The organism is Spirosoma gilvum (assembly GCF_054776815.1).
In genome coordinates this window covers 1-20,873 of record NZ_BAAHBH010000019.1, presented here as the reverse complement: position 1 = coordinate 20,873, position 20,873 = coordinate 1, and the positions used below count along the sequence as shown (strand labels likewise).

General features: G+C 48.7%; 15 protein-coding genes. 11 read left to right on the top strand and 4 right to left on the bottom strand.

Features of this window, described 5'->3' with window-relative positions; genetic code table 11:
- Positions 1–14: 14 nt before the first annotated feature.
- From ACYVFD_RS33120 to ACYVFD_RS33090, 7 genes are all read left to right on the top strand, one after another.
- The gene (locus ACYVFD_RS33120) at positions 15–707 is read left to right on the top strand and encodes an ABC transporter ATP-binding protein (protein ID WP_461094840.1); all 693 of its coding nucleotides are present in this window, start codon (positions 15–17) and stop codon (positions 705–707) included.
- A complete protein-coding gene (locus ACYVFD_RS33115; protein ID WP_461094839.1) occupies positions 688–1,722 on the top strand; it encodes a sensor histidine kinase in 1,035 nt (344 codons plus the stop codon). The genes ACYVFD_RS33120 and ACYVFD_RS33115 overlap by 20 nt, the downstream gene beginning before the upstream one ends.
- 108 nt (positions 1,723–1,830) lie before the next feature.
- A complete protein-coding gene (locus ACYVFD_RS33110; RefSeq protein ID WP_461094837.1) occupies positions 1,831–2,619 on the top strand; it encodes a LytR/AlgR family response regulator transcription factor in 789 nt (262 codons plus the stop codon).
- A 113-nt stretch (positions 2,620–2,732) separates the two neighbouring features.
- Positions 2,733–5,603: a M16 family metallopeptidase gene (locus ACYVFD_RS33105; RefSeq protein WP_461094836.1), complete on the top strand. Its 2,871-nt coding sequence runs from the start codon at positions 2,733–2,735 to the stop codon at positions 5,601–5,603.
- A gap of 195 nt (positions 5,604–5,798) precedes the next feature.
- Positions 5,799–8,621, top strand: a complete 2,823-nt coding sequence (locus ACYVFD_RS33100; RefSeq protein WP_461094834.1) for a M16 family metallopeptidase — start codon at positions 5,799–5,801, stop codon at positions 8,619–8,621.
- A gap of 159 nt (positions 8,622–8,780) precedes the next feature.
- Positions 8,781–10,220 carry a leucine-rich repeat domain-containing protein gene (locus ACYVFD_RS33095; RefSeq protein WP_461094832.1) on the top strand — a complete coding sequence of 480 codons (1,440 nt, stop codon included), beginning with the start codon at positions 8,781–8,783 and terminating at the stop codon, positions 10,218–10,220.
- 126 nt (positions 10,221–10,346) lie between these two features.
- Positions 10,347–11,267 (top strand): EamA family transporter, encoded by a 921-nt coding sequence (locus ACYVFD_RS33090; protein WP_461094831.1) that lies wholly within the window; start codon positions 10,347–10,349, stop codon positions 11,265–11,267.
- A 90-nt stretch (positions 11,268–11,357) separates the two neighbouring features.
- Here ACYVFD_RS33090 and ACYVFD_RS33085 read toward each other — a convergent pair whose 3' ends face one another.
- Both ACYVFD_RS33085 and ACYVFD_RS33080 read right to left on the bottom strand, forming a co-directional pair.
- Complete coding sequence (locus ACYVFD_RS33085) at positions 11,358–12,134, bottom strand: SDR family NAD(P)-dependent oxidoreductase (RefSeq protein WP_461094830.1); 777 nt, start codon at positions 12,132–12,134, stop codon at positions 11,358–11,360.
- 75 nt (positions 12,135–12,209) lie between these two features.
- The gene (locus tag ACYVFD_RS33080; protein ID WP_461094829.1) at positions 12,210–13,478 is read right to left on the bottom strand and encodes a PQQ-dependent sugar dehydrogenase; all 1,269 of its coding nucleotides are present in this window, start codon (positions 13,476–13,478) and stop codon (positions 12,210–12,212) included.
- A gap of 357 nt (positions 13,479–13,835) precedes the next feature.
- On the opposite strand from ACYVFD_RS33080, the gene ACYVFD_RS33075 reads away from it, so the two are divergent.
- The gene (locus ACYVFD_RS33075) at positions 13,836–15,200 is read left to right on the top strand and encodes a PQQ-dependent sugar dehydrogenase (RefSeq protein WP_461094827.1); all 1,365 of its coding nucleotides are present in this window, start codon (positions 13,836–13,838) and stop codon (positions 15,198–15,200) included.
- Positions 15,201–15,477: 277 nt separating this feature from the next.
- Here the strand turns inward: ACYVFD_RS33075 and ACYVFD_RS33070 are convergent, their stop codons facing one another.
- Positions 15,478–17,184 carry an IlvD/Edd family dehydratase gene (locus ACYVFD_RS33070; protein ID WP_461094826.1) on the bottom strand — a complete coding sequence of 569 codons (1,707 nt, stop codon included), beginning with the start codon at positions 17,182–17,184 and terminating at the stop codon, positions 15,478–15,480.
- A 232-nt stretch (positions 17,185–17,416) separates the two neighbouring features.
- Between ACYVFD_RS33070 and ACYVFD_RS33065 the strand changes: the two genes are divergently transcribed.
- The 3 genes from ACYVFD_RS33065 (at position 17,417) to ACYVFD_RS33055 (ending at position 20,455) form a co-directional block, all read left to right on the top strand.
- Entirely contained in the window at positions 17,417–18,712 is a 1,296-nt protein-coding gene (locus ACYVFD_RS33065) for a CitMHS family transporter (protein ID WP_461094824.1), read from the top strand.
- A gap of 100 nt (positions 18,713–18,812) precedes the next feature.
- Complete coding sequence (locus ACYVFD_RS33060; protein WP_461094823.1) at positions 18,813–20,135, top strand: acyclic terpene utilization AtuA family protein; 1,323 nt, start codon at positions 18,813–18,815, stop codon at positions 20,133–20,135.
- On the top strand, positions 20,132–20,455 hold the full coding sequence (locus ACYVFD_RS33055; RefSeq protein WP_461094822.1) for an AtuA-related protein: 324 nt from the start codon (positions 20,132–20,134) through the stop codon (positions 20,453–20,455). Before ACYVFD_RS33060 ends, ACYVFD_RS33055 begins: the two co-directional genes overlap by 4 nt.
- Positions 20,456–20,461: 6 nt before the next feature.
- On the opposite strand, the gene ACYVFD_RS33050 is transcribed toward ACYVFD_RS33055, so the two are convergent.
- The gene (locus ACYVFD_RS33050) at positions 20,462–20,740 is read right to left on the bottom strand and encodes an Rdx family protein (protein WP_461094821.1); all 279 of its coding nucleotides are present in this window, start codon (positions 20,738–20,740) and stop codon (positions 20,462–20,464) included.
- Between the last annotated feature and the right edge of the window lie 133 nt (positions 20,741–20,873).

The window sequence follows — 20,873 nt, the reverse complement described above, 5'->3', positions numbered from 1 at the left end:
AATTCATCATTCAAATGAACACCGTTCTTTCTGCTAATCACCTCAACAAGTACTTCTACGACCCCGACAAATTTCAGGTGCTGAAGGATGTTACGTTTGCGGTGCAACAGGGTGAATTCCTATCGATTGTCGGTAAATCGGGCTGCGGCAAATCGACGCTGTTGTACCTGCTGTCGACGATGGACACCGACTACGACGGCCAAATCGAAATGGCAGGAACCAATCTCAAAGGTCGAAGTCAGGATTATTTGTCCCACTTCCGCAATGAGCACCTTGGTTTTGTGTTCCAGTTTCACTTTTTGTTACCCGAATTTTCGGCCTTGCAGAATGTGATGCTGCCGGGTTTAAAATTGGGTAAATACCCGGAAAAAGAAGTTGAAGAACGGGCGATGGAAAAGCTTCGACTGATTGGCATAGCCGACTATGCCCGCAAACCAGCCAGCAAACTGTCGGGGGGGCAACAGCAGCGCGTTGCTATTGCCAGAGCCCTTATCAATGACCCAACCATCATTATGGGTGATGAACCGACTGGTAACCTCGACAAAGCCAACACTGAAAACGTATTCGAGATTTTTAGCGGTCTTGCCAAAAAAGGGCAGACGATCATTGCCGTTACCCACGATCCTGATTTTGCCGCCCGTACCGACCGTGTTATCGAAATGTCGGACGGAATGATCATTGCCAGCCATGAAAATCAAGTTCAATAAATACGTCGAGTTTCTCCTACTGTGGATGGCGCTGATGGGTGTTTTTGCCCGTCAGTGGATCATGCCGACCATTACCTGGCAGCTACAGTTCTGGCTGTTTCTGCTTTCCTTCTTCATGTTAAACCTGATCTGGGTTTTTCATTACGTTTTCAATGAGTGGCTGAACCAGCGATTACCTTTTGAGAAAAACATTCGCTGGCGAATTGCGGTGCAGTTAATTGGGGGTTGGGGCATTATAAAAACTATATTAATAGCGACCGGATACTTCGTTGTTAGACCGATCATTAGTGATATTTTGCCCGAATTGAATCCGTTCAATCGGTTCTCGGCCATTATTATAGTCGTAACGATCTTTCTGGTCAACACCGTGATTACACTGGGCTTTATTGCCAGTCATCTGCTGAAACGGTGGCAGGAGAATACGATTCGAACGGCCCAGTTGGAAAAAGAAAAAGTACAGGTCCAGCTCGACAGTCTGAAAAACCAGATCAGTCCGCACTTCCTGTTCAACAGTTTATCCTCGCTCGATAGCCTGATTGACGATAACCCTACCCTGGCCCGGCAGTTTTTGCAACAATTGTCGAAAGTATTTCGGTACGTTATTCAGCACAAAGACAAGGCGCTGGTACCGATCGAAACCGAGCTGGATTTTATAAAAAACTACGTTTCGCTGCTCAAAACCCGTTTTGATGGGGCGTTCATGGTAACGTGTCAGCTTTCCAACGAAACCCTTGACCATCAGATCGTGCCGGTTACCCTTCAAATTCTGATCGAAAACGCGATCAAACACAACACCATCAGCGAAGCTCGTCCGCTAACCGTAACCATTAGTGCCAACGACAATTATTTAATCGTTTCGAACCCGATTCAGCGTAAACGTCAGGTAGAAACGTCCAACAGACAAGGATTGGAAAATCTGAAACTGCTGTACAGCTACTTAAGCCCCCGCCCAATTGAAATAGCCGATAACGACGCGGTTTTTCAGGTATCTGTGCCGTTACTTCTAAATGAATAATGGTCATTCATTGTCATTTTTGGTCATTCGTTGTTATTTGTCGCAGCAATTGCCTAGCAATGAATGGCGCGAAGCAAGTGGCAACGAATGACCAAAAATGACAATTTTATGACCATCCTCCTGATCGAAGACGAACCGCTGATTGCCCGCCAACTTCAAAAACTAGTTCAGCAACTGGAACCCAGCGCTACTATCGAAGGCCCTCTGGCGAGCGTACAGGCTATTTGTGACTATTTCCAGGCTCGTCGGGCGTTGGGGTTCCCCTCACCCAATCTGGTTATATCTGACATTCAACTTTCCGATGGGGTTAGTTTTGAGGCATTCCGACAGGTTCAGCTCGATACACCAGTTATTTTCACAACAGCCTATGATGAGTATGCCATTCGGGCGTTTAAGCTTAATAGTCTGGATTATTTACTTAAACCTATTGACCCAGAAGAACTTAAGACGGCTCTGTCTAAATTTCATCGATGGGCACTCAATGGCACCATGGGTTTTGAAGACCATTTTAGACACTTTCTGAATCACCTGACCGAACATACATCAACGCCTGCCTACAAACGTCGATTCTCGGGGCATCATATCCGCCAAATTATCTCGGTGCCCCAACAGGAAGTGGCCTGTTTTTGCCGCAATGAGTTGATTTATCTCTACACCATCGATGGCAAAAAATTGGTAACTGACTACAAAACTCTCGATGAACTCGAAGAGCTGATCGACCCAGCTCTGTTTTTTCGGGCCAATCGTCAGTATGTCATTGCGCTGGATGCGGTGGCTGGATTCAAACCTCATGACAGCCAGAAGTTGCTGGTGTCGTTAAAGAGCCCGAATGACAACCAGGACATCCTGGTTAGCAAAGAGAAGTCAACCCAGTTTCGACATTGGCTGGAGGGCTAACCTACCGATTTGCCACCTTTCTTGTGTTAATTTTTCAAAATTAGGTTGCAAGTATAAGATTTATTCGTAACTAGACGTTTAGTTTACCTATTCGTTCAACTAACCGGATTGTTATGTCTACCCACGTCGACCTCTTCTCGACCAGGCAACACAGAATTGCCTGGAAATTTCCCTTGCGGTTTTCCGCTTTTCTTCTCACCATTCTATTTTTGATCGGTACTCTCACAACCTTATCGGCCCAGACAAAATCAGAAACGGTTACTATTCCGGAAAGTATCACCAAAGTTGCCAGTGTCGAAGGCATTACTGAATATCAGCTTCGCAATGGCTTACGGGTGCTACTCTTCCCCGACCCCTCGAAACCCACCATCACCGTCAACATCACCTATCTGGTTGGTTCTCGGCACGAAGGTCTGGGTGAAACGGGGATGGCCCACCTGCTGGAACATATGGTCTTTAAAGGATCGACCAAGCACACCAATGTTCCTCAGGAACTGACGGAGCATGGCTGTTGGCCCAATGGTACCACCTGGTACGACCGTACTAACTATTTCGAAACCTTTTCGGCATCCGACGAGAATCTGAAATGGGCCCTCGATCTGGAATCGGACCGGATGGTTAATTCGTTTATCAAGAAGGAAGATCTGGCTTCCGAGTTTACCGTCGTCCGAAATGAATTCGAGATGGGCGAGAACTCACCCCAGTATGTGTTGATGGAGCGGGTGCTATCGTCGGCTTACCTGTGGCACAACTACGGTAAATCGACTATCGGTTCAAAAGAAGACATCGAACGGGTTCCGATCGACAATCTGAAGGCCTTTTACCAAAAATATTATCAGCCCGACAATGCCATTCTGCTCGTAGCCGGTAAGTTTGACGAAGGTAAAACCCTCGCCCTGGTCGATAACTATTTCAGCCCCATTCCCCGCCCAACCCGGTCCTTAAAACAGCCGTATACGGTTGAACCCACACAGGATGGCGAACGACAGGTTACGCTCAAACGGGTGGGCGACACGCAGGGGGTAGCGGCCGCCTATCATACACCTGCCGGTACGCATCCCGACTATCCAGCGCTAGATGTGCTAATGGACGTACTGACCAATGAACCTTCAGGACGCCTTTACAAAGCGCTGGTCGAAACCAAAAAAGCAGCTTCGCAATGGGGCTGGACACCAGCTTTACACGACCCAGGTTTTGCGTATTTCTATGCCGAAGTTCGTAAAGAAAGTTCGCTCGACTCGGCCCGTCTGGTGATGATGAATACGCTGGATGAAGTAACCCGAAAGCCCCCAACGACTGACGAAGTAGACCGGGCTAAAACCAAAATCCTGAGTGGCATCGAGCTAATGTTCAAACAGGTAGACCGCGTCGGTTTGCAACTCAGCGAATACATGGCCGCTGGCGACTGGCGGCTGGTTTTCCTCTACCGCGACGCCATCCGAAAGGTAACCCCTGCCGATGTGCAACGCGTAGCTCAGGCCTACCTGAAACCCGCTAACCGGACTGTTGGTCTGTTTATCCCGGATCAAAAACCCGATCGCGCCGAGATAACAGCCGCACCCGATATTATGTCGCTGGTGAAAGATTACAAAGGCGAAGAAGTGGTTGCCGCCGGTGAAGCCTTTGATGCATCGCCAGCCAACATCGATGCCCGTACCAAACGGGGTCAGGAAGCGAACGGTTTAAAATATGCGTTGTTACCCAAAAGCACCCGGGGAAATTCGGTACAGATGAATATCCAGCTCCGCATGGGCGACGAAGTCAGTCTGATGAATAAAATGACAGCCGCCAGTTTTACAGCCTCGATGCTGGAGCGCGGCACTAAAACCCGCACCTATCAGCAGATCAAAGACGAACTGGATAAGTTGAAAGCCCGTGCTTATGTTTACTCCAATGGTCAGGGTGCTTTTGTGGGTATTGAAACGTCCAAAGAGAACTTACCAGCTGTGCTGAAAATAGTGAACGATTGCCTGCGTAACCCATCCTTCCCCGAATCGGAGTTCAACAAGCTCAAAGAAGAACGCTTGGCTCAGATTGAGTCACAGAAGCAGGAACCGCAGGCCATTGCCTTCAACGTAGCCAATCGTGTTATGAATCCTTACCCAAAAGGCCATGTATGGTATACTATGACGTTCGATGAAGAGATCGACGCCATCAAAAAACTGACTATCAACGACGTTCGGCAGTTCTACAAGGATTTCTACGGCGCTCAGAATGCTGTGGTATCGGTCGTTGGCGCGTTTGATGAAGCAATGGTAAGGGCTACGATTAAGAACGATCTGGGCAAATGGAAAGCCGTTAAGCCGTTTATACGGGTTCCGTTGCAACTTTTCGCCGATGTCAAAGCCAAATCCGAATTGATTCAGACCGACGACAAAGCCAATGCCATGCTGGTAACAGGCCTGAAATTCCCCATGCGCGATGACGACCCGGAATACCCGGCTTTGTTTATGGCAAACTACATCCTGGGTGATGGATTCCTGAACTCCCGATTAGCTACCCGTATCCGGCAGAAAGAGGGTGTTAGCTATGGAGTGGGTTCGTACGTGTATGCCGACGACAATGATAAGGTGGCTAACTTTGGCTCTTACGCGATCTACAATCCCGAAAATTCGGAACGACTGGGAAAGGCCTATAAAGAGGAACTGGAAAAACTGGCCAAAGATGGAGTTACCGTCGATGAACTAAAAGCAGCCAAAGCGGCTATTCTGCAAAACAATCAGGTCGAACGTTCGCAGGATGGTATGCTGGCGCGTAAATGGGCGCAGTACCTCACCAAAGCCGAAGGCCGTACGTTTGCCTACGATGCCGAGTACGAAAAACGAATTGCTGCCCTCACACCCGAACAGGTGAATACGGCCGTAAAAAAATACATCGACTACAGCAAGCTCACCATCGTAAAAGCGGGCGACTTCGAAAAAGCATCAAAAAAAGCAGCCGAAAAGCAGCCTGCTTCAACGGTAAGTGGTGGCACCAAAAATTAACAGGGCCAGAAAGACGGAAGCAGACGAAAGCAACTTCTTCCATCTGCTTCCGTCTTTCTAGCGTAACGCCAGCTCAATGGCAGTGACCATTCATCATCGCTTTTGGCAAGTATATACCAAGACCGTTGACATTTTTCTCATTTATCAGTAACTATCCAATTCTTTTCTTGAGTACCCAACATAACTAAGCTGTTTATGCAAAACAATCATACCTGGCCAACCTTGGTTCGAACTGGATGGGGCCGTACGAGTATGCTGGCTGCAGCACTGCTGGTCAGTAGCCTCTCTTCATCATCAGCGCAGGATAAACTTCCGGAAGGCATTACGAAAGGCGCTTCGGTCGAAGGCATTACCGAGTACAACCTGAAAAACGGCCTGAAAGTCCTGCTATTCCCCGATCCATCGAAGCCTACCGTTACTGTCAATATCACCTACCTGGTCGGCTCCCGGCACGAAGGGCTGGGCGAAACGGGGATGGCGCACCTGCTGGAACACATGGTCTTTAAAGGTTCGACCAAGCATACCAACATTCCCCAGGAACTGACCTCGCACGGCGCACGACCGAACGGAACGACCTGGCTCGACCGTACGAATTACTTTGAAACCTTTGCTGCTACCGACGAGAACCTGAAATGGGCGCTCGATCTGGAATCAGACCGGATGATCAACTCGTTTATCAAGAAAGAAGATCTGGCTTCCGAATTCTCGGTTGTACGGAATGAGTTCGAGATGCGGGAAAACTCTCCACAAAACGTCTTGAACGAGCGGGTTGTCTCGTCGGCCTTTCTGTGGCACAACTATGGCAAATCGACCATCGGTAACCGGTCTGACCTGGAGAAAGTGCCCATCGAGAACCTTCAGGCGTTTTACAAAAAATACTATCAGCCCGATAATGCAGTACTAGTTGTAGCGGGTAAAATCGATGAAGCCAAAACGCTGGCTTTGGTCAATGAGTACTTCAGCCCGATTCCGAAACCAGCCCGTGTACTGCAACCGACCTACAGCGTTGAGCCCGTTCAGGATGGCGAACGCGATGTAGTCCTTCGTCGCGTTGGGGATACGAAAGTGGTTTCGGCTTTGTATCACATCATGCCAAGCTCGCATCCCGATTATCCGGTCATGGATATCCTGATCGATCTGTTGACCGACGAGCCCAGCGGCCGACTTTACAAAGCCCTGATCGAAACCAAGAAAGCATCGCAGGAATATGGGTATTCGTTCATGACCAAAGATCCTGGTTACGCGTACTTTGCGGCCGAAATGCTAAGGGATAAATCCATCGACGATGCGAAAAAAGCTCTGCTCGGCACCCTGGATTCGATAGCGATCAAAACGCCGACAAAGGATGAGGTTGAGCGGTCGAAAGCGAAACTACTGAAAGATGTAGAACTAAGCTTCAAAGATGTCGAGCGTCTGGGTCGTACGCTGAGCGAATACATTGCCACTGGCGACTGGCGGCTAGGCTTCCTCTACCGCGACGCACTTGAAAAAGTAACACCGGCCGATGTACAACGGGTGGCTAAGTTTTACTTCAAGCCATCAAACCGCACCACCGGCATGTTCATTCCCGAACAAACACCCGACCGCGTTGATGTTCCTGACGCGCCAGATGTGGATGCAATGGTGAAAAACTACAAAGGCCGGGCCGCTATTGCCAGTGGTGAAGCGTTCGACCCCTCGCCTGCCAACATCGATGGACGTACCCGACGGATTGAACAGCCGAATACCATTGAATTGGCGTTACTTCCCAAATCGACCCGTGGTAACGAAGTAAACGCCCGGTTGACACTACGGTATGGTGATATAAACAGCCTGAAAAACAAGAGCGCTATCTCGGTCTTTACAGGCTCGATGCTCGACAAAGGGACCACGACCCGTTCGCGTCAGCAAATCAAGGACGAACTGGATAAGCTGAAAGCACAGGTAAACGTATTTGGTGGTGGCAATCAGGTGAACGCCATTATCAAAACCAACAAGGAAAATCTGCCAGCCGTATTGCGTATTGTGGGCGATATGCTCAAACACCCTGCGTTCGATACCAATGAATTTGAGAAATTAAAGCAGGAGCAATTAGCCCAGATCGAGTCGCAACGTTCAGAGCCCCAGTCGCTTGCCTTCACAGCATTCCAGCGTCAGATGAACCCGTATCCGAAGGAAGATGTGCGATACACATCGACACCGGACGAAGACGTAGCCGAGGTGAAAGCCCTGAAACTGGACGACTTGAAGCAGTTTCACAAAGATTTCTACGGTGCGCAGAGTGCTACGCTGGCTGTTGTGGGTGATTTTGATGAGCCCGCCGTTCGGAAGGTAGTGATGGATGAACTGGGTACCTGGAAAGCGAAAAAGCCATTCAGCCGTCTGGTATCGCCTTACAACGACATCAAGCCAACTCCGCAAAGCATCGAAGCACCCGATAAAGCCAATGCCTTTATGGTAGCAGGTGTTAACCTTCCGTTGCGTGACGACGATCCTGATTATCCGGCGCTTGTGCTAGGCAATTACATGCTGGGCGGTGGCTTCCTGAACTCTCGCTTAGCGGTTCGGATTCGCCAGAAAGAGGGTATCAGTTATGGCGTTGGCTCGCAGTTGCAGGCCAATCCATTCGATAAAACGGGAATGTTCATGACCTACGCCATCTACAATCCAGAAAATGCCGAGCGACTGGAAAAAGCCTTCCGCGAGGAAATGGATAAAGCGGTGAAAGAAGGCTTTACCGCCGACGAGATCAAAGCAGCCCGCTCGGGTTTGTTGCAGTCGCGGATGGTGGGTCGGGCACAGGACCCGAGCCTTTCGGCTACGCTGAACAACTACCTGTACCTGAACCGGACAATGGCCTGGGATGCCGATTTTGAGAAGAAACTGGAATCCCTGACTCCAGAACAGGTCAACGCTGCAATGAAAAAGCACATCGACCCCTCGAAAATCTCGATCATTAAAGCCGGTGATTTTGCCAAAGCCGCGAAGAAAGCCGCCGAAAAGCAACCCGCTTCGTCGGTAAGTGGCGGTAAAAACTAAACCGGGATTTATGTGATTTAACTGACTGACTTTGATTTTATCTATAAGCCTTCTTTGAAGGCATAATCAGAGTCAGTCAGTCAAATCATATAAATCCCGGTTCTTTTTTGGTTTTTATAACTATATTTTTCGTTATTTACCTAAAAAATCCGTTACACCATGAAAAAGGGCATTTTACTTCTCTATTTTGGACTGATTGGGCTTGTTGGATTTGCGCAGCCGAGAGTGGTATTATTGCGCGATACCACACAACTGAGTATCTCCATAGAAAGCTTAGGCAAGAAATACTCACGCGCATTTCCCCGGAAAGCGGGAGAACAAGGAGTATTTTCCCGGCATGGACGCATGTTTCTTGACACCTTAAGCACTCGAAATAAGCAGTTTTTTTCGTTTATCCAGCAGAACAAAAAGCGGTTACCTGTTCAAGGTATATTGCTGCAAACAGAAGAGTTTGTACGACCAGACGGAACCTTTGACTGGGTATTCTGCTCATTCTCAGGAAAGGATCTCACCAGTCAACAAGAAACCCAACTAATCCAGTTAGTATCTGAATGGTACGATCAACATCCGTATCCTTTCAGCACAACCGCTGGTTTTTGGTGGAGCGGTAACACAACACTGGGTAATATGCCTCAAAAACGCACCGTTCGGCGTGGAACCGGGATTATTAGTACGCTCGAAGCTGCGGAAAAAACGACCCGTCCCGATACGGTTACCATGCTGGCATTTAATCAGTTGGAACTAAGCGCCGTTCCTGAGATTGTGTACCGTTTTCCAAAGTTGGAAGAACTGGACTTTTCCAGAAATAACCTGCACGAACTTCCCGCCCGACTCACGTCGGACATTCCCACCCTCAAGCGGTTAAGTGTGCTCTACAATGCCATCCCAAACGACAGTGTGTTCATCACCCGCAATAAACACCTGCGGTCGCTGAATATTCAAGGCAACAAGCTGACAAAAATCCCCGAATCCATCCGCCAGAATCGGCGGCTCGAAAGCTTATGGCTTGGCTATAACAAACTGAATACGCTAACCGACACGGATGTAAAAACCCTCCGCCGGATGCGTCGACTGGCAGACCTTAATTTGTATAGTGTTGGTTTAACACGCTTACCCAATTCCATTGGCCGACTGAAACGAGTTAAAGTGCTGGATCTGTATTACAACAAATTCATTGAACTTCCTCCTCAACTGGGCAAAATGAAGCGACTGGAACAGTTGGCTGTCGCACATAATGAGCTACGAAACCTACCGGTAGGCCTTACCAAATTACGTCGTTTACAGGTATTGTACGCCCATCACAACCACCTGAGCCAACTCCCCGACGAATTTACTCGCCTGCAAAAGTTACGGGTACTGGATCTGGGCTATAACTGGTATGTATCGGCACCGTCCGTATTGGGAACCTTACGGTCGCTGGAGGAACTGTCGCTGAATAACAATAACCTGCACGAGTTTCCCAGTATGCTGCTGAAGGTAAAAGGGCTCAAAAAGCTGTTTCTGGGAAGCAATCCGCTTTTCGGTCAGGAAGCCATGAAAAGTCCGTATGCCCTACAGTTGAAACAGCTAGAAGCTAACAATACGGAAGTATCTTACTAGCCATATTCACCAAATATTCTTCTGCTTAGAATTTTCATAATCTATCTTAGAAAGACTGAAAATAGAGCGGTTTAGCGGATAAAAATGATGGCTTTCGGTGTTACGACTCTAGTAGTAGTCAATTGTATGCAAGCCGTTACATCTCCTCTTTCCAATTCGTCAGGCCGATTTACGCTCTGGGCAAACCTGATTTCCGTCTACATTTTGTGGGGTTCAACCTATCTGTTCATCCATTTTATGACGGAACGGATGCCTCCCCTGTACATGGTGGCCGTTCGGTATCTGATTGCGGGAGCTATTCTGTACGGCTACGCCCGACTAACGGGTACACCACGCCCAACCCGACAGGAGTGGCAGTCGTCAGGACTTATTGGCATCCTGCTCCTGACCGTTTCAAATGGTTGCTTAGCCATTGGCTTACAGTACATTCCCAGTGGGATGGCGGCCTTACTGGGCGGTCTGCTGCCCGTGTATCTGCTTACCCTCAACTGGGTTTCGTTTGGTAAAAAACGGCCAAGTAATTTGGCATTAGCGGGCTTAGTTGTCGGCCTGGCCGGTATTTATCTGCTGGTAAAACCCGACAAACTGCAGAGCACGGCAGGTCTGGATGCCAAATTAATCGGTACATGTATTGTTGCCTTCGGTAACTTCATCTGGGCCATTGGCACCTTGCTTACCCCTCGTCTATCGTTACCGTCAGGCCCAATTTCTAGTGGCATTCAAATGATTGTAGGCGGAGCTGCCAGTTTATTGGTAAGCTTACTATTGGAGCCCGTTACTCCGTTAAGTATTCTGGACGCACCAGCCAAGGCCATCGGTTCCATGATTTACCTGATTATTTTCGGTAGCATCATCGGCTTTTCGTCCTATTCCTGGCTGGCCCGCAATGCCCCCCCGCAATTACTCGCCACCTATGCTTTTGTCAACCCGGTCGTGGCGATGCTGCTGGGCACACTCTTCGCCGGAGAGATCTTTTCCAGTCAATCGCTGATCGGTGCCGTAGTAGCCGTAGTTGGTGTCGTGCTGATTACGTTGGGGAGAAAATAATGATTGAATAATAGAATGATAGAATGCCTGAATGATTGAATAAAACTATGCGCCAGCAATTCAATCATTCAGGCATTCTATCATTCAACATTAAATTGGCGGAACGCCAACACTGGTCCAGCCACCATCGACGACCAGGCTTTGGCCGGTGATGTGACGCGATGCGCGTGAAACTAGAAACAGGGCTGCGTTGGTAATATCCTCGACGGTGGCCGGGCGGCCCATGGGAGTGATTCGTGACCAGATGGGGATGTAAGTAGGATCGTCTAAAGTACGTTCGGTAAGGGTAGCTCCGGGCGCAATCGAATTGACGGTGATACCAAGCGGTGAGAAATCGATGACCAACTGTCGGGCCAGCATCTCCAGTCCTGCTTTCGTCATGCTGTAGACAGGCAATCCCGGATGCGCCAGATGTCCCACTACCGACGACATAAAGAGAACGCTGCCGCCCTTACCCTGCGTCCGCATTTGTTTTGCAGCCGTTTGCGCCAGAAAAAAGCTGCCGCGCAGGTTTAAGTCGACAATCTTCTGAAAGGCGTCGGGGGTAGTGGTAAAAATGTCGCCGAAAATCGTGATACCTGCATTGGCAATCGCAATATCCAGTGAGCCAAAGCGTGATACTGCGGTATCGACCATATGACGAATAAACGCTACATCCGAAGCATCGCCTGGGCAGGGGGCACAGGTTCCGGCTTCGGCCCCCTGGCATTCCTGATTAATTTGCCGGGCGGCATTTTGTGCCAACGCTTCATCAAAATCATTGAGTAAGACATTAGCCCCCTGCTGGACTAAGGCTTTCGCCATGGCAAAACCAATTCCAATACCGGCTCCCGTGATGAGTACCGTTTGTTGAGCAAAATTTGTCATGCAATCGATAAAAGGAAAGGGATTTTTGCCACGAAAATAGGACAAATTTCTCTCGCAAACGTTTGAAAAGATAAACTAAGGTGCTGTCAATGGATCAATCGTGACTTTGCCTGACGCTGAATAGGTTAATTTCCCTTTTAAGTCCAGCGTTTTGATTTGAACCTGTTGGTTCAGCGATATAGTGTGCCCCTCAGCGATAGCAACATCATCGCCGGGGATGGGCAGGCAATTACAGTTCCATGTATCGGGGCTCGTCCAGTTCCCTGTTTTTACACTTGTGATGGTTCGTTCGATTATCCGGTAAAGCTTCCCCTCTGAAAATGAAAGTACATACAACTCACCGTTCGGGTCCTGCCCAAACGATACAGGGGCGGTTGTGAACGAGACCGGCTGCATACTATTTTGAAACGTTCCGTCATTGTTTCGGCTTAGCGTCCAATACGTACCACGTTGAAAATCGCCATACACATAATAGCCATAAAGTTTTGGAAAGACCGTTCCTCTATATACGTATCCGCCAGTAATCGAAGCACCACTACCATAATTATAACCCGAGTAATCAAGTAAAGGCATGTGATAGCTCCCTGTACCTGAACAGGTTAGATCGTACGCATGTGTTCCTTCAAAACACGGCCACCCATAGTTTTGAGGTGCTATTGCACTGGCAAGGGTAAAATTCAGTTCTTCCCAGCCATCCTGCCCAATATCCCCTATCCACATGTCGCCCGTCAGACGATCAAAACTCCAACGCCAGGGATTCCGTAAACCAAGTCCATAAATTTCATCCGCGATTCCATCGTTTGGATTCCTAAACGGATTGGTTGCTGGAATTGAGTAAGGAGTCCCATGATCCACATCAATACGAAGTATCTTCCCGTAAAGTGTTTGTAAGCTCTGCGCTAACCGATCCGGGTCACCAACCGATCCACGAAGGCCAGGCCAAGAATCACCCGTGGTAATGTATAAATACCCGTCAGGACCAAATGCCAGACAACCCGAACGGTGGGCACCCAGCGGATTAGGATAAGGAACCGTCAACAACACTAACTCAGAGGTTATTTCAGCCTGGTCCGAATTGGTAGTGCTACGCGTAAATCGAGCGTACACCGATGAGCGATCACTTTTACGACAATAATGAACGTATATGTAGCCGTTTGCGGCATAATTAGGATGCAGCGTAATACCGAATATTCCTTCCCAGGTTGCATCATTAATTTTAGCACCCAGATTCAAATAAGGATTGGTCAATATGGTCCCATTTCGAACTAAACGAATCTGCCCGTCCGTTTGCGAAACCAAAAATTCAGAAGAACTGATAGCAGCAATATCGGTAGGCCGATTCAAGCCAGAAACTAACTCTGTCAGACGCAGTCTTGGTGCCTGTGCTATTGCCTCGATATGAATAAATAAACCTATAAATATATATAAAAATATTTTCATGCAATCATAAACCTTTCTTAAAAAAATCGCAATTTTCATACCGAACGAGATTGAATTGTACCCTGATTTTTTTTCCTTTTCCAGGCCTCTACCCTACCCTTTGGCACTCACCACCAAACAACTCACGTACAGCAGCTTACATTATTATTTACTCAGACCTAAGCCTTTTATCCACTTTTATTAGGTATCCTACCCTAAACTGATCCAGTAAAAACGGCGCAAATTTTGCGGGCAATAACTCATTCAGATCCGCTAATCGCGATGCGTTTGGGCTACTTTCAATCAGAATCTTTCGACGGCTTCAGACTAATTCGATTGCATTGGTTTTGGTCGTTAAGCCTTTGTTTCTCCCTGCTGCTTAGTCAGCTATTTCCTTCATATGCGCAGGTTTTTCCAACGAACTTTACCCAGGTAGCCATTGCTTCCGGTATTGACCGACCAACTGTTATGGCGCCCTCACCTGACGGCAGACTGTTTGTTGCCCAACAAAACGGGATTGTATCGATCCTACAAAACGGTAGTTTATTGCCTTCTCCTTTTATCCAGTTGACGGTAGATTCAGTTGGAGAGCGGGGGTTGTTGGGTATCGCGTTTGACCCATCCTATTCAACCAACCATTATGTTTATCTTTATTATACAGTACCCGCCAGCAACACAATTGCCGTCCATAATCGAATTAGCCGTTTTACAGCCGATGGCGATAGGGTTTTAGTAGGAAGTGAGCATATCCTTCTGGAATTAGATCCTCTAAGTGCGACCAATCATAATGGTGGCTCGCTGGCTTTTGGGCCCGATGGTAAGTTATACGTAGCCGTTGGTGAGAATGCTAATCCGCCTAATTCGCAATTCCTGGATAACTACCTGGGAAAAGTATTACGAATAAATCCCGATGGCAGCGCCCCATCCGACAATCCATTTCCAACCGGCTCCGAAGCCCGAAAACGAATTTGGGCATACGGCCTTCGTAATCCGTATACCATAGCATTCCAGCCGATAACGGGTCGGTTATTGGTAAACGATGTGGGACAGGAATCCTGGGAGGAGATCAATGATGCCACAACGGGCGGACAAAATTTTGGCTGGCCTGCAGCCGAAGGCGTCAGTACGAATCCGGCTTTTAGCAATCCCGTTTATACCTACCCGCATAGTGGGCCCGACATTGGCTGTGCCGTCACAGGAGGTACTTTTTACAATCCTTCTATTGCTGCCTATCCTTCGAACTACGTTGGTAAATACTTTTTCCTGGATTTTTGTATCCGTTGGATACGCGTGCTGGATTTGTCGGGACCAACAAGCACAAAGTCTTCCTTTGCTGATAATTTAACCGGACTTCTTGTCAATTTAACCGTTGGTCCTGACGGAAACCTGTACTATTTCAGCTACAGCGAAGGAAAGATTTTTAAGATTTTCTACAAAGGCGAAAACTGCCAAAGTGTTCAAAATGGCAATTGGCATAATGCCACTACCTGGTCATGTGGGCATGTTCCAAACAGTTACGATCAGGCTACCATTCGTCATACCATAACGATAAACGCTGGCACCTCGGCTTTTGCCAGACAGGTGTACTATGAATCGGTAGGACAAATCAGTATGTCGTCCAATAGTCAGATAAAATTGGGGTGGTAAGTCAAAACGTTTCTGACAGGATATACAGGATTACGCTGATTTTAAATCATCGAATTTGTTTAAACTTTCTAATTTTCGCTATAACTGGATCGTTTTTTGTCATTCCGACCGGGACGCGTAGTCGAAGGAAGAATCTCAAAGTCGCTTATTAGTCAAACTTAGGATTCCTCCTTCGACTACGCGTCCCGGTCGGAATGACAAAAAATAGCCTTACATTTCTACAAAACGAATAGTTTAAACAGGTTCATCCTGTTAATCCTGTCAGAAAAAATCCTCTCTAGTGCGAATCCCGTTTCACAACACTACCGGAAGCTCCACGCAGAAAGTCGAAATCGGCTCCTTCATGGGCTTGTGTCACGTGCCGGATGTACAGGTTCACGTAACCCCGATCGTAGCCCAGGTTTAGCGGTGTAAAATGCACCATACGCGCGGCCAGCTCTTCATCGGATACGTGCAGATGTAAACTTCGATTGTGAACGTCTAATGTGATCAGGTCACCGTTTTGAACCAGGGCCAGATTGCCCCCAACTGCCGATTCGGGTGATACATGCAGAACTACTGTACCGAAGCCTGTTCCACTCATGCGACCATCTGAAATTCGAACCATATCGTGTACACCCTGCGCCAGAATTTTAGCGGGAAGCTGCATATTGCCAACTTCAGGCATACCCGGATACCCTCTGGGCCCAACATTTTTCAGAACCAGCACACAGGATGGGTCTACATCTAGTTCAGGGTCATCGATTCGGGCTTTGTAGTCGTCGATGTCTTCAAACACTACCGCCCGACCCGTATGCTGCATGAGTTCGGGCGACGCAGCCGACGGCTTCAACACAGCGCCATTCGGGCACAGGTTACCCCGCAAAACCGCAATCCCCGACTCAGGCTTAAATGGATGATCGACCGACGCAATAACTTCTGGATCATAGCATTGCGACTCCGCGCAGTTTTCACCTATGGTCCGGCCATTAACGGTTATCGCATCATTATTCAGAAAATTCCGTAGTTCACGAATAACGGCCGGAAGACCACCGGCATAGAACAAGTCTTCAACAAAATGCTCACCCGACGGCTGCAAGTTGGTCAGCAGCGGGATTTTAGCAGAAAGCGTATCGAAATCATCCAGCGACAAATCTACCCCAACACGTCCGGCAATGGCCGTCAGGTGCAGAATGAAATTGGTTGAGCCGCCAAGGGCCGCATTGACCATGATGGCATTCTCAAACGCCTGCCGGGTCAAAATCTGCGACGGAGTAATATTTTGCCGAGCCAGCTCCACCGCTCGTACGCCCGTCATATGCGCCAGCACTTTCCGGCGCGAATCGGCAGCCGGGATCGTAGCATTATCAGGTAACGCCAACCCCAGCGATTCGACCATGGCAGCCATGGTGCTGGCTGTTCCCATGACGGCACAGTGCCCAGGTGAACGCGCCATACTGGCTTCGGCGGCAATGAAATCGGCCTGGCTCATCTCCCCCATTTTGTAGGCTTCGGCAAACCGCCAGACATCACTAGTACCAATTTTCTTGCCCCGGAAACGCCCGGCCAGCATCGGCCCACCCGATACCACCATCGTCGGAATGTTGACGCTACAGGCTCCCATCACCAGCGAAGGCGTTGTTTTGTCGCAACCACACATCAGGATAACCGCATCCAGCGAATTACCACGGATACTTTCCTCAACGTCCATACTGGCCAGGTTGCGAAACAGCATGGCTGTCGGTTTGATCTGGCATTCGCCCAGCGACATCACCGGAAATTCCAGCGGAAAACCACCTGCTTCCCAAACCCCCCGCTTGATAGCCTCAGCCAGTTCACGAAAATGAGCGTTGCAGGGCGTTAATTCTGACCAGGTATTGCAGATTCCGATAACGGGTTTTCCTTCAAATTCATGATGCGGGAATCCCTGGTTTTTCATCCAGGCCCGATAAATAAAGCCGTCTTTGCCGGTGCGGCCAAACCAATCTTGCGAGCGTAAAGGCATTTTTTGTTAATCAGTTAAGTGTAGTTTCAGGGGGCTGATGTTTCAGGCTATCGTTTAAGATTAGCTGGCGCACGAATAGCTAATGTGTCAGCTTACCTAGTACCTGGACCTTTAAACTTGAAACATCAGCCCATGAAACTACAAACTACGTATCAGTAAAGACAACCGAGGTATAACTTTTACTTCTGATTTATCCACTTTCATGCTGGTGGATTAAATCCCACCTACTTGTATGCTCTCATTCTTCGGTTTTGCCACTATCGGCATTTTTCTGGTGCTGATTATCACCAAACGGCTGTCGGTCATAACAGCGCTGGTCTTGGTTCCCTTAGTGATCGGTTTGTTGGCTGGGTTTACTCCTAAAGAACTGGGGGAGATGATTCTGGCGGGTATCAAACAGGTAGCACCAACGGGTATTCTGCTCATGTTTGCCGTACTCTATTTTGCGACTATGCTCGATGCGGGCCTGTTCGATCCCATCATTGCGGGCATCATCCGATACGTGCAGGGCGACCCGCTAAAGGTTATAATCGGCACGGCTATCCTCACAATGATTGTCCATCTGGATGGCGACGGAACAGCTACGTTTATGATTGTGATGTCAGCGTTTTTACCAATTTATCGCCAACTGAAGATCAATAAATTGATACTCCCCGGTATTGTGGCGCTTAGCGTCGGGCCGTTGCATCTGGTTCCCTGGTCTGGCACATCGGCACGGGCTATTTCTACCCTGAAAACCGATGCTACACAGCTTTTCAACCCTAATGTCCCGGCTATCCTGGCGGGTATCGCCTGGGTGCTGGCCGTTGCATACTGGCTGGGGCTCCAGGAGCGAAAACGACTCGGTATCAGCCAGCTATCCTATGTTCACCACGAAAATCTAACAAAGGAACAGCAGGCACTGCGACGACCCAAGTTATTCTGGATCAATGCCGTACTGACCATTGCTCTTATTACAACACTCATGAAAGGCTGGGTGCCTACACCTGCGCTTTTCGTTGTCGCAGCCACGCTGGCATTACTCATCAATTACCCGATACTTACCGATCAGCAGAAGGTTCTGCGTAGTCATGGCAACAACATTTTTATGGTGTCGAGTATGATCTTTGCGGCTGGTGTGTTTTCGGGTATACTGACGGGTTCCAAAATGATCGACGCCATGGCTACGTCGCTGATTTCGCTTATTCCGCAACAACACGCAGCCTGGCTACCCACCCTGACCGCCATTACCAGTATGCCTGCGAGTCTGCTTTTTACACCTGATGCGTACTATTTTGGTGTTGTCCCCATTTTGAGCCAGTCGGCTACTCAGTTTGGCATCGACCCATTGGAGATTGGCCGGGCCGCCTTGTTGGGTCAAATGACGGTTGGTTTTCCGGTCAGTCCACTCACGGCATCCACATTCTTGCTGGTTGGCCTTGCCGAAGTTGATTTGGGCGAACATCAGAAATTCACCATTAAATGGGCGCTGGGCACCACACTGGTCATGACACTGGTGGCGTTGTTAACGGGATCAATCCATATTTAGTCATACGTGGTCATTTAATTGCCATTCAGTGGTCATTTCTAGAGTACCACCCAATGACCATGAATGACTATAAATGACAATTTAATGACCGTAATAGACCATGAAAGAACGAATACGAATAGGCTGTGGGGCTGGTTTTTCTGGGGATCGGCTGGAGCCAGGGTTGATTCTGACCCAACGCGGCCATTTAAATTATCTGGTGTTGGAATGCCTGGCCGAACGCACTATCGCTTTGGCCCAAAAACGTAAGCGTCAAAATCCGGAACTGGGCTATGATCCCTTGTTGGAGCGTCGAATAGAAATGCTTCTTCCAGAATTGCTAGCCAACAACGTTCGGCTAATTACCAATATGGGAGCCGCCAACCCACTGGCAGCCGCCAAAAAAGTAATCGAGATTGCCAGGCAACTTAACCTGTCACTAAGCGTTGCGGCTGTTACGGGCGATGATGTGTTCAATCAGTTGACTGGAAACGAAACTAGTCTGGAGACAGGGCAATCCCTGACGTCCTCAGGACCGATTGTATCGGCCAATGCGTATCTGGGAGCGGACGCTATTCTACCTGCACTCGCAACGGATGCCCAGGTTATCATTACCGGTCGTGTTGCCGACCCGACGCTATTTGTTGCACCGCTGGTTCATGAACTGGGCTGGTCACTGGACAACTGGAATCAAATCGGGCAGGGCACTGTAATTGGGCATTTGATGGAATGCGCGGGTCAACTGACAGGAGGTTATTTTGCCGATCCAGGCCGAAAAGATGTGCCTGATATGGCCCATTTGGGGCATCCGTTTGTCGATGTGCTAACCGATGGTACTGGCATTTTTGGAAAGGTTGATGGCACAGGCGGGATGTTGAGTGTAGCAACCGCCAGGGAACAATTACTGTACGAAGTGATGGACCCCGGTCACTATTTTACTCCTGATGTCATTGCCGATTTCACCCAGGTACGACTTGATCAAACGGGCCAGAATCAGATACGGGCAGTTGGTGGGCAGGGCAAACCCCGACCGGAGACCCTGAAAGTTAGTGTCGGCTATGAGGCCGGTTTTATTGGCGAAGGTGAAATCTCTTACGCTGGCTCGAACGCGCTGGGCCGCGCCCAACTCGCCGGTTCGATTATTCAGGAGCGGCTTCAGAATCGCTTCGACGATCTTCGTATCGATTATATTGGCAGCACATCGGTACACCGTACCACGTTCGGGATTTACCCAGACCCGTATGAAATTCGATTGCGAGTGGCAGGCAGAGCGCCCACTTCTCAACAGGCGGCTTTGGTTGGCGAAGAAGTGGAAGCTTTATACACCAACGGGCCTGCTGGAGGTGGTGGTGCCCGAAAATACATCCACGAAGTCGTTGGTATCGTTTCAACGCTAATCGACCGCCATCAAGTTATTCCCCACGTCACCCTTCTACACGCATGAAAATCAAACTGTACGACATCGCCCACAGCCGAGCCGGTGACAAAGGCAACACGCTGACCCTTTCGCTCATTCCTTACAAGCCAGAACATTACGAGCTTCTACGTACGCAGGTAACTGCAAAGGCAGTCAAAGAGCATCTGAAAGGCATCGTAGCGGGCGATATTACCCGATACGAGTTACCCAATTTACCCGCCCTTCAGTTTGTGTGTCAACAGGCTTTGATGGGTGGCGTCACTACCTCCCTAACGATGGATACGCATGGCAAAAGCCTAAGTTATGCACTACTTGAACTGGAAATTGACAGCGATTCGTTGCGGTAATCCTGATTATTTCTGATCTGAATGGCCCAGATCTTTTTGGGGGTTGACCACATCCCGAACCAGTTGCTTCAGCTCTTTAATATCCAGGAAACGCCCTTCAACTTTCCGGTCAAAAATAACCTGCTCATTCACCCGAACCGAAAACCGTCCACTAAATTCTGAAGGCTGTAACAACACGCCATGCACATCGTCGGTAAAGGTTGTTAATAGCTCCTGTGCCATCCACGCTGATCGCAGTAGCCAGCCGCATTTTGGACAATATTCAAGCGTAACTGTAGGTTTCATTTACTATATAGGACTTTCGCTTAAAGAGTAAAAATGGCAACTTCACAGCATGATAGCTAAGCAGGAATACATCGAATACTTGATCAGTACGCCTTTTAACTATACCTGTACCAACTTGGCTGAACATAAACCT

Bases quoted from the DNA above. Each gene is read 5' to 3' on its own strand.
- ACYVFD_RS33120 (WP_461094840.1), top strand. From the start codon at position 15: ATGAACACCGTTCTTTCTGCTAATCACCTCAACAAGTACTTCTACGAC.
- ACYVFD_RS33115 (WP_461094839.1), top strand. From the start codon at position 688: ATGAAAATCAAGTTCAATAAATACGTCGAGTTTCTCCTACTGTGGATG.
- ACYVFD_RS33110 (WP_461094837.1), top strand. From the start codon at position 1,831: ATGACCATCCTCCTGATCGAAGACGAACCGCTGATTGCCCGCCAACTT.
- ACYVFD_RS33105 (WP_461094836.1), top strand. From the start codon at position 2,733: ATGTCTACCCACGTCGACCTCTTCTCGACCAGGCAACACAGAATTGCC.
- ACYVFD_RS33100 (WP_461094834.1), top strand. From the start codon at position 5,799: ATGCAAAACAATCATACCTGGCCAACCTTGGTTCGAACTGGATGGGGC.
- ACYVFD_RS33095 (WP_461094832.1), top strand. From the start codon at position 8,781: ATGAAAAAGGGCATTTTACTTCTCTATTTTGGACTGATTGGGCTTGTT.
- ACYVFD_RS33090 (WP_461094831.1), top strand. From the start codon at position 10,347: ATGCAAGCCGTTACATCTCCTCTTTCCAATTCGTCAGGCCGATTTACG.
- ACYVFD_RS33085 (WP_461094830.1), bottom strand. From the start codon at position 12,134: ATGACAAATTTTGCTCAACAAACGGTACTCATCACGGGAGCCGGTATT.
- ACYVFD_RS33075 (WP_461094827.1), top strand. From the start codon at position 13,836: ATGCGTTTGGGCTACTTTCAATCAGAATCTTTCGACGGCTTCAGACTA.
- ACYVFD_RS33070 (WP_461094826.1), bottom strand. From the start codon at position 17,184: ATGCCTTTACGCTCGCAAGATTGGTTTGGCCGCACCGGCAAAGACGGC.
- ACYVFD_RS33065 (WP_461094824.1), top strand. From the start codon at position 17,417: ATGCTCTCATTCTTCGGTTTTGCCACTATCGGCATTTTTCTGGTGCTG.
- ACYVFD_RS33060 (WP_461094823.1), top strand. From the start codon at position 18,813: ATGAAAGAACGAATACGAATAGGCTGTGGGGCTGGTTTTTCTGGGGAT.
- ACYVFD_RS33055 (WP_461094822.1), top strand. From the start codon at position 20,132: ATGAAAATCAAACTGTACGACATCGCCCACAGCCGAGCCGGTGACAAA.
- ACYVFD_RS33050 (WP_461094821.1), bottom strand. From the start codon at position 20,740: ATGAAACCTACAGTTACGCTTGAATATTGTCCAAAATGCGGCTGGCTA.